The organism is Micromonospora sp. SCSIO 07396, assembly GCF_053667945.1.
In genome coordinates this window covers 635,553-650,000 of record NZ_CM132210.1, presented here as the reverse complement: position 1 = coordinate 650,000, position 14,448 = coordinate 635,553, and the positions used below count along the sequence as shown (strand labels likewise).

Genomic DNA, 14,448 nt, shown 5'->3' with positions numbered 1-14,448 from the left:
AAAAACCTGTTGAACAGCAATCCCGACAACAAACAAATGTTGCCAAAGGAATCCCAGCCAACCAAACCCGAAGATTCAGCCGACCCGGGGTATAAAACAATTGGCACTGGCTTTACAAGCACCCTGTTGAGTTCTCAAAGAACAACCACACACCAACCAGACAACCGCTTTCACGGCCACCCGACCGGGGCAACTTCCCTAAGTTACTTGGACCGAATTTCGCTGTCAAATTCGCTGTCGCGATCTGTCAACCTCGTTCAGCCACATCCACGTTGCGGCGCTCACCGTTTCCGGTGGTCGTCGATATCGTGGGGATCGGCAGACCGGCCGGCATCCGCTTTCACGGTGCCCGCCCGGCTCCCTGCCGGCTTCAGAACTCTACCCGGTCGGCTTCGCGTTCGCAACCCCAACTTCCAGGTAGCGCCGCACCGCCCGATCCTCAGCATCGCTCGGCGTCTCCGCCACGATCCTGGTGCCCGTTCTCGGCCAGTTCGTCCGGCCTCCCGCGTGCAGAGAGAAAGTTACGCGGACGCCCCACGGAAGGCAAATCAACGATCGTCACTGCCTTGGTCGGTGGGACGTCACCCGCCGACGCCGCGCCCTCCGGCGTCCCGCCCGGGTACCGAAACGACGCCGAGAGGGCCGATCCGTGCCAGAGTGGCTGCCATGGATGAGGCGTCCCGCTCCCCCACGGTCACCCTCGCCGACGACGCACTGCTGGGACTCCTGCTGCCCTTCTGGCAACTGGTGATCGCGGCGGTCGTGCTCGTCGTCGTCGTACTGTCGGTCGTCCGGCTGGCCCGGCGCGGACCGTCCAGGATGGGAACGGCCCTGCTGGTGACGGCGACGGCGATCATCGCGCTGGCGGTCGTGGGGGTGCTGCTGAGCTGACCGAGGCCCGGCCCCAGGGCAGGCCGCCCCCGGGGCCGTTCAGAGGCGGCGGTTTGCCAGGCTGGGCAGCTCGGCCCGGATCGTGTGCAGCCGGTCCAGGTCGAGGTCGACCACGGTGACACCAGGCCCGTCCGGCACCTGACCGAGCACCGTGCCCCACGGGTCGACCACCATGCTGCGGCCGAAGCACGTCCGGCCCGGGTCGTGGTCACCGGTCTGCCCGGCGGCGGCCACGAAACACTGGTTCTCGATCGCCCGGGCCCGCAGCAGGACCTCCCAGTGGTCCCGACCGGTGTGCATCATGAACGCCGCCGGCACGACGAGCAGGTGGGCACCCCCGTCGGTGGCGAGCCGGCGATACAGCTCCGGGAAGCGCAGGTCGTAGCAGATGGTCAGGCCCACCCGCAGACCCTCCACGTCGACCACCACGGGTTGCACCCCGGGGGCCACCGTGGCGGACTCGCGATAGGACACCCGGCCGGGGATCTCCACGTCGTACAGATGGATCTTCCGGTAGCTGGCGGCGAGGGTTCCAGAACGGTCGAAGACCAGCGACGTGTTCCAGGTGTGCTCCGGATCCGGCCCGGCCTCGTGGAAGGAGCCGGCGACCAACCAAATTCCCAGCCGGCGGGCCACCTCGGCGAAGAAGCTCCCCACCGTCCCGTCCACTCCCTCGGCCGGCGGCATCCCCGCCACCGGGCCGAGATAGTCGACGTACTCCGGGAGGATCGCCAGGTCGGCACCGGCCGCCGCGGCCCGCACGAGGAGGGCCTCGGCGGCGGCCAGGTTGGCCGACCGATCGTCGCGGGCGTTGAGCTGGCAGACGGCGACGCGCATGCCGCCAGGGTACGGGCGACCGGCCGCCCGGGGACAGCCCTCGGCCCGGCGGGGCCGGAACACGGTCGCCCGCCACCGGGGAACGGGCGCTCGGACACCCACGGTCGGCAACAGGACACCCGTGGACGCCCCGGAGCGCCACGAGGGCGACCGCGCGCCGCGGGTGTGGGGCGAGATGATCCCCGCGCGACGATCGGTCAGGCGGCGGTAAATGGCGCTGCGCCCGTACGCGCAGAAGCACGACCCCGGGCGGGAGCCGTGCTTCTGACGGTGGGCGGGGCGTCGGTCAGGCCGACTTCTCCTCGCGGTCGCGGCGGGCCCGGCGACCGGTGAACTCGCGCGGCACGATGGTCGGGTTGACGTTCTCCAGGACCGCCTCGCGGGTGATCAGCACCCGGGCGGCGTCCGGGTTGCTCGGCACCTCGTACATGACGGAGAGGAGGACCTCTTCCATGATGGCGCGCAGACCACGGGCACCGGTGCCCCGGAGCATCGCCTGGTCGGCGATGGCCTCCAGTGCCGGCGGCTCGAACTCCAGCTCGACGCCGTCCAGCTCGAAGAGCCGCTGGTACTGCCGGACCAGCGCGTTGCGCGGCTCGGTGAGGATGCGCACCAGGGCGGAACGGTCCAGGCTGCGCACGTTGGTGATCACCGGCAGTCGGCCGATGAACTCGGGGATCAGCCCGAACTTGAGCATGTCCTCCGGCATCACCTGGCTGAAGATGTCGTCGGTGGAACGCTCGGAGACCGACCGGAGCCGGGCGCCGAAGCCGGTGCCGCCGGAGCCGGTGCGGGCCTCGATGATCTGGTCGAGACCGGCGAAGGCACCACCGCAGATGAACAGCACGTTGGTGGTGTCGATCTGGATGAACTCCTGGTGGGGGTGTTTGCGCCCGCCCTGCGGCGGCACGTTCGACACCGTGCCCTCCAGCATCTTGAGCAGGGCCTGTTGCACCCCCTCGCCGGAGACGTCCCGGGTGATCGACGGGTTCTCCGACTTACGGGCGATCTTGTCGACCTCGTCGATGTAGATGATGCCCGTCTCGGCGCGCTTGATGTCGTAGTCGGCGGCCTGGATCAGCTTGAGGAGGATGTTCTCCACGTCCTCGCCGACGTAGCCCGCCTCGGTCAGCGCGGTGGCGTCCGCGATCGCGAAGGGCACGTTGAGCATCCGGGCCAGGGTCTGCGCGAGGTGCGTCTTGCCGCACCCGGTCGGCCCGAGCAGCAGGATGTTGGACTTGGCCAGCTCGACCGCGTCGCTGCCGGAGCCGGGGGCGTTGGCCGCCTCGGCCTGGATGCGCTTGTAGTGGTTGTAGACCGCCACCGCGAGCGCCTTCTTGGCCTGGTCCTGGCCGACGACGTAGTTGTCGAGGAACTGGCAGATCTCCATCGGCTTGGGAAGCTCTTCCCACTTCACCTCGCCGGACTCGGCCAGCTCCTCTTCGATGATCTCGTTGCAGAGGTCGATGCACTCGTCGCAGATGTAGACCCCTGGGCCCGCGATGAGCTTCTTGACCTGCTTCTGCGACTTGCCGCAGAACGAGCACTTCAGTAGGTCGCCGCCGTCACCGATCCGTGCCACCTACGTTCTCCCTGCACTCGTCGACCGGAGACCGGCCCTGAACCGCGGACGCCGCAGCGCCCGTCCGTGGTGAAATCCGTTCCGCCGGTCCGACCCGGCCACGCCGTACGGACCCGACGTTACCCGCTGGCGAGGGTTTCTCCGACCCCCAAAACGGGTGTGTCAGAGGCCGGCCGGGAACTGCTCACCCGACCGACCTCCGACCGGCGGTGCTCAGCGGGCCGCGTTGGCGGCCAGCAGGCCCTTCTTGCGACTGGTCAGGATCGTGTCGACCAGCCCGTACTCCTTGGACTCCTCGGCCGTCATGATCTTGTCACGGTCGATGTCCTTGCGGACCTGCTCGATCGGCCGGTTGCAGTGCCGGGAGAGCATGTCCTCCAGCTGGGTGCGCATCCGCAGGATCTCCCGGGCCTGGATCTCGATGTCCGAGCCCTGCCCGTAGCCGCCCTCGGTGGCCGGCTGGTGGATGATGATCCGCGAGTTCGGCAGCGCCATCCGCTTGCCCGGGGTGCCCGCCGCCAGCAGCACCGCCGCCGCGCTGGCCGCCTGGCCCAGGCAGACGGTGGAGATGTCCGGCCGGACGTACTGCATGGTGTCGTAGATCGCCGTCATGGCGGTGAACGAACCACCTGGCGAGTTGATGTACATGATGATGTCGCGGTCCGGGTCGGTGCCCTCGAGCGTCAGCAGCTGCGCCATCACGTCGTTGGCCGACGCGTCGTCGACCTGCACGCCGAGGAAGATGATCCGGTCCTCGAAGAGCTTGTTGTACGGGTTGGACTCCTTGACCCCGTACGAGGTGCGCTCGACGAACGACGGCAGGACGTAACGGTTGTGCACGGCCGCGAACTGGGGCGGCAGGCTCAGATCGGTCATCGTCAGCTCCTCAGCTCAGGGTCCCGGCGCCATCCGGAACCTGCGTGGCCCCGATGATCACCTTGTCGATGAAGCCGTAGTCCATGGCCTCCTGGGCGGTGAACCAGCGGTCGCGGTCCGAGTCGGCCTCGATCTGCGCCTGGCTCTGCCCGGTGTGGTGGGCCACCCGCTCCTGGAACATCCGCTTGGTGTAGAGCATCTGCTCGGCCTGGATCGCGATGTCCGACGCGGTGCCGCCGAGACCACCGGACGGCTGGTGCATCATGATCCGCGCGTGCGGCAGGGCGTACCGCTTGCCCTTGGTGCCCGCGCAGAGCAGCAGCTGGCCCATCGAGGCGGCCATGCCCATCGCCACGGTCGACACGTCGTTGTCGATGTACTGCATGGTGTCGTAGATCGCCATGCCGGAGTAGACCGAGCCACCCGGCGAGTTGATCCAGAGGAAGATGTCGCGGTCCGGGTCCTCCGCCGCGAGCAGCAGCAGCTGGGCGCAGATGCGGTTGGCGACCTGGTCGTTCACCTCGCTGCCGAGGAAGATGATGCGCTCCTTGAGCAACCGGTTGTAGACCGAGTCGTCGAGGTTGCCAATGGTGTCGCCACCTCGGGCTTCGATCGCCCGGAGCGGCTTCGCTGGGATGTGCATGTCGGTCATGGCAGCCCTTCGCTCTCCGTACCGTCGTACCCGACATTAACCGCTCCACCGGGTGATCGACTCCCGCTCGCGGCACTGTTCGCTCTCAGCGCAGCAGGCTCGGGACGTACCCGGAAAGGGGTTCGGCCGCCGTCTGCCGCAACGGGCGGACGGCGGCCTACCGGGTCGGATCAGTGCTCGTGGTCGTGCTCGTGGTCGTGCGCCTGCTCGCTCTCGGCCCGCAGCGCGTCGAGGGTGACCTCGTTGCCGGCCGAGTCCTTGATCTTGATCTTCTCCATCACGGAGGCGAGCGCCTTGCCGCGCCGCACGTCACCGAAGACGGCGCCGGCGGCACCGGAGCGGACCAACTGGTCGTAGTACTGCTGCGGGGCCATCCCGGCACGCTGCGCCCGGTGGACGATCTCGTGACCGAACTCGTCGTCGGAGACCTGGGTGTCCTCGGCGTCGGCCAGGGTGTCCAGCAGGAGCTGGATCTTGACGCCCTCGGTCGCCGCCTCGGTCAGCTCGGCGTCGATCTGCTCCTCGGTCTTCTCCTCGGCGGCGAGGTACTCCTCCATCGAGGCGCCGATCCGCTCCAGCTGGTCGACCATCGCCTGCTTGCGGCTCTCGACCTCCTCGCGGACGATGCCCTCCGGGGCGGGCACCTCGGCGGCGGCGACCAGCTGCTCCAGGGCCTTGTCCCGGGCGGCGTAGATCTGCTCGACCCGCTTGCCCCGGCTGACCTTCTCCCGCAGGTCGGCGCGGAGCTCCTCGATGGTGTCGAACTCGCTGGCCATCTGGGCGAAGTCGTCGTCCAGCTCGGGCAGCTCCTTCTCCTTGACCGTGCGGACGGTCACCGCCACCTCGGCGTCCCGGCCGGCGAAGTCGCCGCCCACGAGCTGGGTGGTGAAGGTGGTGTCGTCGCCGGCGGCGAGCCCGACCAGGGCCTCGTCCAGCCCCGGCAGGAGCTGCTTGCTGCCGACCTCGTGCGAGATGTTGCTCGCCGAGCCGCCCGGCACGTCCTCGCCGTCGACGGTCGCGTTCAGGTCGATCTGCACGTAGTCACCCTCGGCGGCGGCCCGCTCGACGGTCTTGAGCGTGGCGAACCGCTCGCGCAGGTTCTTGACCTGCTCGTCGATCTCGCTCTCGTCGATCTGCAGCTCGTCGACGGTCACCTCGACGGTGGCCGGGTCCGGCAGGGTCAGCTCGGGTCGGACGTCGACCTCGGCGGTGAAGTTGAGCGAGTCACCGTCGTTGAACTCGGTGATCTCGACCTCCGGGCGGCCGAGCGTCTTGAGGTCGTGCTCACGCACCGCGGCGAGGATGTTCTGCGGGATGGCCTCCTGCACCGCCTCGTTGAGCACGGTGCCCCGGCCCACCCGCTGGTCGATCACGGCGGCCGGGATCTTGCCCCGACGGAAGCCGGGAACCTGGACCTGCTGGCCGATCTCCCGGTACGCCTTCTTGAGGCTCGGCTCGAGCTCGACGAACGGCACCTCGATGGCGAGCCGCACGCGCGTCGGGCTCAGAGTCTCGACGGTGCTCTTCACAGGCGTACTCCTTGACGGATCTCAGTGGTGGGTCTGGGTCTGGGCGTGATTGCGCGCATCGAGTGTAGGCGAGCCGGGACGCTGCTCCGGCAGCGCCCGGCATACCGCACAGAATCGGCGTCGCCCCCCGGGGGTGATCCCGGGATGCGCACGCAGTCGGGGTGGCGGGATTTGAACCCACGGCCCCTCGCTCCCAAAGCGAGTGCGCTACCAAGCTGCGCCACACCCCGTCGCCCAAGAAGTGTATGCCGTCGCGCCCCACCGGGAATGCCGGGGCATCCCCACCCCACCCACCCCGGCGCCGGCCTGCCCCCAGTGCCCGGCCTACCCCGGTGCCCGGCCTGCCCCGGTGATCAAGGAGTTTGCGTCAAGTTGATCGCGGTGGGTGACGCAAACCTCTTGATCACCGGGAGAAGGGAGGGGGAGGGGACGCGGGAGGAGGGAGGGAGTGCCGGTGCGTCGGGGGATGGGGGGAGCGGGTAAGGTGTGGGCGCATCCCGGTGTGCCGGGGCGTACGCGGGCGTAGCTCAATGGCAGAGCTTCAGTCTTCCAAACTGACGGTGCGGGTTCGATTCCCGTCGCCCGCTCCACACCTTCCGGCCCAGGTCAGCGGCGTACTCGCCGAGCCTGGGCCGTTCTCGTCCCAGCTGTCCTTGATCTTGTTTGCCATTGGCGTGCCAGTAGCACCCACCGGGCAGGGCGGGCCACCGTCCCGCCGCCGGCACCGTGCCATCGACTGACAGGCGCGGCGTGCCCCCGCGCACGAGATGGGTTGGCGTGCTGGGCGGCCCCCTCTCGTGCCTTGGCCGCCCTCGTACGCCGCGACTTCGCCTCGGTCGCGCCAATAAGCGCTGTCCACGCCTCCCGAAGCCGATCACGCGCCGCACTCGACAGATAGGTGCTCACCGGGGAAGGTTCTCCGGCAGGAGCTTGCTTGCGCGGATGAGGATCTGTGCCTGCTGGCCCCGCCGACCGGTCCGGCCGAGCCTGAGCCCCTCCACCCAGATCCACTCATCATGGGGAGGGCGGTGGGCCACCAGCCGCACCCCGGTCACCCACAACGTGACCGGCCCGTCCGACGGCATCAACCGCTCCGCCGCACTGATCTCCAACACCGCACCGAGCCGAACCCGAACATCAAACACCGCGTCCCCTCCTGACCGGCCCCGCGTTCCTACGCGGCGGCGTGCTCGCTGTCGTCCTTGGCAGAAGTTGAAGGCCGGCGATCCGCACGAACACCTCACGACGTGCCAACGCCTCGCCCGTGGCCCGGTTGATTGAGTAGCCGGTGAGCCACACCCACCCGTCATACGTCGGCCTGTCATCCACCGACGTCACCCGCAACCACAACGCCCGCTCGCCCATGAACTGCACCGACGCCCGGCGGTCGATCAACACCAGGTCACCCGGTGCGGTCACACCCGGCCGATGCGGCAGCGGGGCGCGAGGCACCGGGGTAGGCGGGCCATTCACGCGACGGCGTTCGGATCGCCGCCCCACACCAGCACCCACCCCGGGCCAGCCTCAGCACGACGCCGTACGACCGGAACCCGAACAGTCCAGGCATGGACGGCGTACCAGCCGCCGAACGGCAGCAGCCCCGCGCGTAGGTCCGCCCGCTGGCGGACGAACTTCCATTGCCCTACCACCGCAGGACGAGCAGGCCCCGCCCACCTGGACGACGCCGGGGGCGACGTGGTGCGGGGTGCCGGGAGTACGGATCAGGGATGATCCGGACGAGTTAGAAGTTTCCACCGCACCGCGCATCATGATCTCCCACCAACCGGCATTAGAACTAGTTCTATGTGACCGGATCGTCGACCGCGTTGTCAATAGAACTGGCTCTAATGTTCGCTAGTGAGACACACTTGCTGGTAGAGATAGCTCTACGCAGCGCACGGCCAGGAGGAGCGAGTGGGCATCGGGTACCGGGATCTGGCGACGCTCCTGCGCGAAGCCATCCAACGCGGCGACTACACCGAAGGCAGCACCCTGCCGAAGCAGGACGAGATCGCCGCCGAGCACGGCGTCAACATCAACACCGTCCGGCAGGCAGTGCGACTGCTCGAAGCCGAAGGACTCGTCACGCCCGTCCGCAGACGCGGCACCGTCGTCCGACCACGGGTGGCGATGAAGCGGCTCGGCATCGACCGCTACGCCAAGAGCAAGTGGAAGTCAGGGCTCGTCGCGTTCGCCGCCGACCGCGAGGCCACCGGCCGCACCTGGGCACCAGGCGACCAGACCAACGAGGTACGCCTGACGAAGGCCGACGCCGAAACCGCCGACGCACTCGGGCTCAAGCCCGGAGCACCCGTCTATGAACGCGCCCGCCTGGTCAAGGAAGCCGACGTGCCCACCCACACCCTGACCAGCTACTACCGGCCGGAAGACGTGGAAGGAACCTCGCTGGTCGACCCGACACCCGGACCAGCCGGACGAGGTGGAGGCTTCGCCATCCTCACCGGCCGAGGACTGGAACCGGACACGATTACCGAAACCGTACACGCACGGATGCCCACTCCCGAGGAGACCCAACTCCTCCAGCTCCCAGCCGGCGAGCCCGTCATGGTCCTGCACCGCACGACGTTCACCCACGACGGCCGACCGGTCGAGTTCGCCCGAGGGGTCCACGCCGCATCCCGCTTCACCTGGTCGTACACCTTCAAGATCCCCGACTGAGAGACCGAACTGATGCCCACGACCCCCCCGGCCATCCCCGCCGAACACCGGGCGGACGTCGAACGCCTGTGGAACTACCACCACATGCACCACGAGATCCGGCCGGTCGACGTGGGCATCGGACTCGGCAGCCACGACCTCGGAGTCGCCAAGATCGCCACCGACCTCTACCACCAAGGGATGTATCCGACGCTGGTCTTTACCGGTGCCAACGCCCCGACCACCATCGGCACCTTCCCCCGGGGTGAAGCCGTCCACTACCGCGAGTACGCCATAGCCCACGGCGTGCCGGCCGACGCAATCCTCATCGACACGGAGGCCAAGAACACCGGCCAGAACATCGAGCACACTCGCGCGCTTCTCGCCGAACACCAGATCCAGGCCCGATCGGTGATCCTGATGTCCCGCCCGTACCAACAGCGCCGCGCGTACGCCACCTGCAAGCAGCTCTGGCCCGAGGTCGACGTGATCTGCGCGTCTCACCCGCTCTCACTCGACGACTACGTGACCAGCATCGGCGACACCAAGAAGGTCATGGACATGCTCGTCGGCGACACCCAACGCATCGACAAGTACGCCGAACTCGGCTTCGCGATCCCCCAGCATGTCCCCGACGGCGTCCGCGCCGCCTACAGCCGCCTGGTCGATGCCGGGTATACGAGCCGACTCGTGTAGAGGAGCCGAGCTACTGGCCCAGCGCTCGCCGACCAGCCTCCGCCACCTCAGGTGACACCACGACAGCCACGACTTCACCGTTCTTCACCAGCGGTATCGAGTTCCCCGCCTGCACCGCCTCGATGAAGTCTCCTAGCACTAGCTCGATCGCCGTGCCATCCGCGTAGGCCCAATCCGGATCTGCCTGCCTCATGAGACAGAGCCTAACCACCAAGCCGGATAGATCATGTTGCCCCGCCCCCATGGGCTGGTAAGGGAGATGGCGTAGACCTTCTGTACGTCTTCAAGGCGGTCCTGAACGGGCAGCACGCGCCGCCGCCTGGGCGCTCGCCGGCCACTTAGCTGTCGCACGCGGCCTACACGTCAACGCCCGGCGGCTGGCGCGGAAGCGGGAAGCCCAACGGGCCGCCGCAGAACGACAGGTCGTTGCCCGGGTGGTGGGCCGAAAGCCAGCCGGCCGCGCGGCCACGAGCCCGCGGGGTGTAGGACAGCGCACGCCAGCCGCGTCGGCGAAACTGGCGGCCAGTGGCCGGGTGGCGGCTGCTGCGCCTCCGGCGGGGCGCTCCGGCTCTGGGATGGTCGGCGGATCGCGGTCCGTGGGTGGTTGCGGTAGGCCATTCCGCCTGCCATCGACCCCAGGCAAGCCGAGCAAATCAGCACCCGACCCACCCACGGTGCAGATCAAGCGATTCCCAGGCTGGGGTTAAGAAGCCTCGAACTGCTAGCCCGTCCTTTAATTGAGGGCAGGTGGGCGCAAATTAGTCTCTACGCATATCTTTAATGGCGTTTTCTGCGGCTTGCAGATCTCGTCGCAGCCGGTGCCGATCATCATGAGCCTCAGCTAGGCGGTCCCTCAGATTCAGGAGGTGCGTTTCGAGTGCACCCTTCTCGAAGAATAGCTTATTATGCCTCACTGGGTCGGTGGAGCTATCGCTGAGCATCGCGTTTACATGTTGCCGGCGAGCCTCGATGTCGCTGATCTGCCGATGCAGAAACTCGGTGTCCCGCACTATATGTTTCAACGCTTCCGCCAGCTCATCGCGATGCTGATTGAGGCGCATACGCTCCTTGCGAAAGGCGTGTTCCTCCTCGCGCTCCTCCGCGATCACCTCACGTGCCTCAGCCACGGTTGAGGGAGAAACAGCCTTCTTAAGATAGTTTCGGGAGCCCTCAAGAAAGTCGTCCAGGTTGAGCAGCAAGAGCTTACCACGCACTCGATCGTATAGTTCTTGCACCAACTCGGGGCGCGCTTTCTCTGGTTCGTTCTTCCCGTTGAGTTGCCACCAGTCGGGCTTGGCGTCGGCGGTGACGAGCGCGACAAGAGGGTTCTTGCCCCCGTTCTCCTTTAGCATCTCGATGAGCTGGGTCCATAAGATGAAGTCTCCAGCCGCCCTTGCCGGCGACTTTGTCTTCAGGTCCAGATAGCCAGGCGGGATCTCGTTAGGATACCGGAAATTGATAGCCTCTTCTATTAGCTCTCTTGTTCTCGCTGGAGAATACGCCTTGCCAATTCGCCCGGACAGGGTTTGTTGCAGGGCTCGGAGAACTTCATCGTGGCCGTTCTGAATATCGGAATGCTTCAGGTCGTAGTCTGACTTGACTCGATCCAGTTCGACAAGAGCGGGCTTTAGTAGCTCGGCCGCCTTCTTCTTGAGGTCGGCAACCGTGAGTCCGTGTTGTTCCTCATTCCAATCCCCCGAAGTTACGAGTGCAGTCCTCAGCTTGTTCAAGCCGTCCACCGCCGCGTATATTTCGGAGGCCGCACGTTCCGGCGCGCTCTGAATAGCTCGCCTCACTTCCGTAAACCGGGAATTTCGGTCTGCTATCACCTTCTCTCTATTGCGCATGAACTCAAGCGCAACCTGATGGGGGACCCAAACCCTTTCCTTCACCTCTCGCAAGATGGCGAGAAGTTCAGCCCTTGCTGTTGGTGAAATCCGGTAGAGGGCCAATAAGACATTCGCGTCTAACACTATAGTTGCGGATGTGAAGAAGTTCGCTCGATCGTCGGTCGGCGGGAGCCAGCCGGGAAAGTTCTTGAAATCGCCAAAGCCGCTGTCCGCCACAATCAAACCCCAATCAATCCCCATGGTGACGGCGTCCCGCACGCCGTCCGGCCCTTAACCATCGTGCCGAAGGTATTGGCATGGCCGTTACCCATGGCACCCCTGTCCTGCCATGAACTTCGACCTGAGCAACGACCTGAGCAACCCCACTGCCGAATCACTCTCTTTAGGATCAAGGGCCGCGCAAGCGCGGCCCACCCGCCGTGCTCGGCCTGCTGGCGGCCTCCGGCCGGCATCGGCCGACACGGCGGGCAGTGGGATCTACGCACTCTCAGAAGGCAGAATCCGCGCCGGGTCGGAACCCGGTGGAAAGAAGGCGAGGCCACTCGGGTCTCGGTCCGAGCCGTGGTCTTCCTGCCAGCCGAAGGCACCAGTAACGACGTAGTCCATCGATGCCCCGGTCAGCAGCATTAGCACCCGACCACTACCCATGCTGCCGGTCTCAGAGAGGATCTGCACCTCCTCCTCGGCGGTAGCCACCCGGATGACGAGACCGTCGTAGTCGTCGCGGACCTTGATCGCTTTGACCGGCTTGAACAGAAGGTCTATCCGGGGCAGGTCGCCGCCTGTACGGGTGCGAAACAGCAGCTGGCTGTGGCTGACCGTGTAGGCCCAGAGCGCGAAGCTACGGGTTGACGAGAAGAGTGTTTCACCGGGAACAAGCTGGCGATCCTTGAACCATGCTCTCTCCTGCACAAGAGAAGATCTTGCCATGCGTGAGCGCGCGGAGGGCGGACACCAGAGGCCGAACGATCGCGTGGGCGCTCACCCGCCGCTGCGGGTAGGGCGATCGGCTGCCGCGCCGCTTCGCGGCTTGCCACCGGGTACCGGGGTCCAGGCGCGCGGAGAACCGGCGAGACGGCAAGCCGCCCCCGGCCCGAGAGGCCGGGGGCGGTAAGCCGCACGCCGCCGGACAGCCGCGCGCCCACCGCGCAGCCGTGCCAGCCACGTGCCAGCCACGTGCCAGTAACCGGTGTCCCAGACGGTCCCCAACGGTCATGATCGGGCACGACGACCCCGCCGCTGACCAGGCGATCCGAGCAGATCATCACCACCGAGAACGATCTTCCAAACTGACGGTGCGGGTTCGATTCCCGTCGCCCGCTCCACACTCCTCCGGCCCAGATCTCCGGTCGGTTCCGATCCCCATTGCATCCCCTGGCTTCGGCCGTACGGGTCGCGTGCTCGTCACCGCTGCCAGCCGGTGGCTTCCCCGCGCCCGGTGGCCCGGCGCCCGTGCCGGGGCGTGGAGGGCTACGCCGTGAGACGTGACGACGCGGGCCGGTTCGCACCGGGGGCCGGCGCACGGGCCGGCTGTCTGACCCTCGGACCTGCGGCACGTCCGGCCGCCCCTGCCTGAGGAGCGCCCGGGCCGGACCCCCTGAACCAGCCGGGGGACCGTGGCCGTCGACCCTCGGCTTCCGGCCGGCGGCGCGCGGTGTGGATCCCGTACCCGGAAATTTTGATCTTGGATGTGGCGGTCCCGGTGTAGAACTGGGCGGTGGACCCTGTGATGCTCGGCCGTGCCCTCGACGACGTGTTCGACCACGCGCTGCTGTACCACGCGTTCACCGACTACCTGCGGGACTACGAGGTCATCGTCCACCTGACCGCCGACCCCCGCACCGGGATCGCCTCGACGACGCTGCGCTACCTGTTCCGGTACTGCGTCGAGGCCCACTGCCGGACGTCGGTCCCGCCGGTCACCTGGCGGGCCTCCCTGGACGACCGCCTGATCGACCACCGCACCGGCGTCGACCTGGACGGTTACGTCTGGGGTGTGAAGTGGCACGCGCTCTACCCGGGCGCCCGGGTCGTGGCGGACTCGGCCACCGCGCGGAGCTGGGCCGAGGCGACCGGGCTCGACTTCCACGAGGTGCTGATCGAAACCAACGCCCACGTGCTCACCCTGGTCTTCTCCGACCTCCAGGTCAGCGAACTGCCGCCGGGATACCGCCCGTTCACCGTGGACCGGGAGAGCTAGCCGGGTGCCACCTCGCGCTCGGCCGCCGCCAGCCAGCACCGGTACCACCGGGCGAAGCCGAGCGGCGTCCCGTCGTCGTCGTGCAGCGGCCGGAAACCACCGCCCTCGGCGATGTCGTCCGCCCACATCTGGCCCCGGGCGGGACCGCTGACCACCAGCGCCTCCCGCAGCGCGCAGCCGAGATGGCACAGGTACAGCAGGCCGACCGAGTTCTCCGGCGTGTAGACGACCTGCTCGTAGCGCTCCCAGTGGGCGTCCTGCGCGGTGGCGAACGCCTCCGGCGAGTCGTAGTCATCCTCGTCGGGTTCGGCCGGCAGGCCGTCGGCCGGGTTGAACGCTTCGACGTGGGGGAAGGGACGCCCGAGCGCCGCCAGCGTGGTGAGGTCCGCGCCGTCGCCCTCCCACCGCCACCGTCCGTCGTGCCGGCGCAGCGGGAACAGCCCGTAGGCCGGCCCCGCGCCACCCCGACCCGCCTCCCGCAGGAACGACAGGTACTCAGCGGGCAGTTCCACCCGCAGCTGCCCCTGCACCTCGGTCAGTTCGTCGGCGGTCAGCGGTGCTTCCAGCTCCCACCCGTGGTCGCCGGCACCGAACACGGTGCCGGCGGCGGGCGTCGCGGCCAGCCGCGCGAGCCGTCCACGGATGTCCGACCAGTCCGGGCGTGTCACGCCCGGCAC

14 protein-coding genes, 2 tRNA genes and 1 rRNA gene (1 of these 17 cut by a window edge) are annotated in these 14,448 nt (G+C 67.5%); 5 read left to right on the top strand and 12 right to left on the bottom strand.

The genetic code is table 11. The annotated features are described in order from the left end of the window. Positions 1-2, bottom strand: a 16S ribosomal RNA gene (locus ACWCHM_RS03030); it reaches 1,513 nt to the left of the window's first position. Positions 3-666: 664 nt separating this feature from the next. Between ACWCHM_RS03030 and ACWCHM_RS03025 the strand changes: the two genes are divergently transcribed. Next, on the top strand, positions 667-891 hold the full coding sequence (locus tag ACWCHM_RS03025) for a hypothetical protein (RefSeq protein ID WP_204958136.1): 225 nt from the start codon (positions 667-669) through the stop codon (positions 889-891). Between the two features lie 39 nt (positions 892-930). On the opposite strand, the gene ACWCHM_RS03020 is transcribed toward ACWCHM_RS03025, so the two are convergent. The 6 genes from ACWCHM_RS03020 to ACWCHM_RS02995 form a co-directional block, all read right to left on the bottom strand. Beyond that, on the bottom strand, positions 931-1,728 hold the full coding sequence (locus ACWCHM_RS03020) for a carbon-nitrogen hydrolase family protein (protein WP_454221439.1): 798 nt from the start codon (positions 1,726-1,728) through the stop codon (positions 931-933). A gap of 286 nt (positions 1,729-2,014) precedes the next feature. Continuing rightward, positions 2,015-3,310 carry an ATP-dependent Clp protease ATP-binding subunit ClpX gene (gene clpX, locus ACWCHM_RS03015; RefSeq protein WP_145921323.1) on the bottom strand — a complete coding sequence of 432 codons (1,296 nt, stop codon included), beginning with the start codon at positions 3,308-3,310 and terminating at the stop codon, positions 2,015-2,017. 213 nt (positions 3,311-3,523) lie between these two features. Then, complete coding sequence (locus ACWCHM_RS03010) at positions 3,524-4,186, bottom strand: ATP-dependent Clp protease proteolytic subunit (protein WP_204958134.1); 663 nt, start codon at positions 4,184-4,186, stop codon at positions 3,524-3,526. Positions 4,187-4,196: 10 nt separating this feature from the next. Next, entirely contained in the window at positions 4,197-4,838 is a 642-nt protein-coding gene (locus ACWCHM_RS03005) for an ATP-dependent Clp protease proteolytic subunit (protein ID WP_067310650.1), read from the bottom strand. A gap of 170 nt (positions 4,839-5,008) precedes the next feature. After that, complete coding sequence (gene tig, locus ACWCHM_RS03000) at positions 5,009-6,367, bottom strand: trigger factor (protein ID WP_204958133.1); 1,359 nt, start codon at positions 6,365-6,367, stop codon at positions 5,009-5,011. Positions 6,368-6,523: 156 nt separating this feature from the next. Beyond that, positions 6,524-6,597, bottom strand: a tRNA-Pro gene (locus ACWCHM_RS02995). Positions 6,598-6,883: 286 nt separating this feature from the next. Here ACWCHM_RS02995 and ACWCHM_RS02990 point away from each other — a divergent pair. Beyond that, positions 6,884-6,957 (top strand) — tRNA-Gly (locus tag ACWCHM_RS02990). 312 nt (positions 6,958-7,269) lie between these two features. On the opposite strand, the gene ACWCHM_RS02985 is transcribed toward ACWCHM_RS02990, so the two are convergent. Continuing rightward, positions 7,270-7,512, bottom strand: a complete 243-nt coding sequence (locus ACWCHM_RS02985) for a hypothetical protein (RefSeq protein ID WP_454221438.1) — start codon at positions 7,510-7,512, stop codon at positions 7,270-7,272. 769 nt (positions 7,513-8,281) lie between these two features. Here ACWCHM_RS02985 and ACWCHM_RS02980 point away from each other — a divergent pair. Both ACWCHM_RS02980 and ACWCHM_RS02975 read left to right on the top strand, forming a co-directional pair. Next, positions 8,282-9,046 carry a GntR family transcriptional regulator gene (locus ACWCHM_RS02980; RefSeq protein WP_454221437.1) on the top strand — a complete coding sequence of 255 codons (765 nt, stop codon included), beginning with the start codon at positions 8,282-8,284 and terminating at the stop codon, positions 9,044-9,046. Positions 9,047-9,058: 12 nt separating this feature from the next. Beyond that, entirely contained in the window at positions 9,059-9,721 is a 663-nt protein-coding gene (locus ACWCHM_RS02975) for a YdcF family protein (RefSeq protein WP_454221436.1), read from the top strand. A gap of 10 nt (positions 9,722-9,731) precedes the next feature. On the opposite strand, the gene ACWCHM_RS02970 is transcribed toward ACWCHM_RS02975, so the two are convergent. The 3 genes from ACWCHM_RS02970 to ACWCHM_RS02960 form a co-directional block, all read right to left on the bottom strand. After that, the gene (locus tag ACWCHM_RS02970) at positions 9,732-9,914 is read right to left on the bottom strand and encodes a hypothetical protein (protein ID WP_454221435.1); all 183 of its coding nucleotides are present in this window, start codon (positions 9,912-9,914) and stop codon (positions 9,732-9,734) included. 565 nt (positions 9,915-10,479) lie between these two features. Continuing rightward, a complete protein-coding gene (locus tag ACWCHM_RS02965; protein ID WP_454221434.1) occupies positions 10,480-11,829 on the bottom strand; it encodes a PIN-like domain-containing protein in 1,350 nt (449 codons plus the stop codon). A gap of 219 nt (positions 11,830-12,048) precedes the next feature. Further along, positions 12,049-12,483, bottom strand: coding sequence for a hypothetical protein (locus ACWCHM_RS02960; protein ID WP_454221433.1), 435 nt, complete (start codon positions 12,481-12,483; stop codon positions 12,049-12,051). An 805-nt stretch (positions 12,484-13,288) separates the two neighbouring features. On the opposite strand from ACWCHM_RS02960, the gene ACWCHM_RS02955 reads away from it, so the two are divergent. Then, a complete protein-coding gene (locus tag ACWCHM_RS02955; RefSeq protein WP_454221432.1) occupies positions 13,289-13,771 on the top strand; it encodes a YxiG-like protein in 483 nt (160 codons plus the stop codon). Here ACWCHM_RS02955 and ACWCHM_RS02950 read toward each other — a convergent pair. Beyond that, positions 13,768-14,439 carry an SMI1/KNR4 family protein gene (locus ACWCHM_RS02950; protein WP_454221431.1) on the bottom strand — a complete coding sequence of 224 codons (672 nt, stop codon included), beginning with the start codon at positions 14,437-14,439 and terminating at the stop codon, positions 13,768-13,770. The genes ACWCHM_RS02955 and ACWCHM_RS02950 overlap by 4 nt on opposite strands. Between the last annotated feature and the right edge of the window lie 9 nt (positions 14,440-14,448).

Excerpts from the sequence above, each read along its gene's own strand:
- ACWCHM_RS03025 (WP_204958136.1), top strand. The coding sequence starts at position 667 with ATGGATGAGGCGTCCCGCTCCCCCACGGTCACCCTCGCCGACGACGCA.
- ACWCHM_RS03020 (WP_454221439.1), bottom strand. The coding sequence starts at position 1,728 with ATGCGCGTCGCCGTCTGCCAGCTCAACGCCCGCGACGATCGGTCGGCC.
- ACWCHM_RS03010 (WP_204958134.1), bottom strand. The coding sequence starts at position 4,186 with ATGACCGATCTGAGCCTGCCGCCCCAGTTCGCGGCCGTGCACAACCGT.
- ACWCHM_RS03005 (WP_067310650.1), bottom strand. The coding sequence starts at position 4,838 with ATGACCGACATGCACATCCCAGCGAAGCCGCTCCGGGCGATCGAAGCC.
- ACWCHM_RS02975 (WP_454221436.1), top strand. The coding sequence starts at position 9,059 with ATGCCCACGACCCCCCCGGCCATCCCCGCCGAACACCGGGCGGACGTC.
- ACWCHM_RS02970 (WP_454221435.1), bottom strand. The coding sequence starts at position 9,914 with ATGAGGCAGGCAGATCCGGATTGGGCCTACGCGGATGGCACGGCGATC.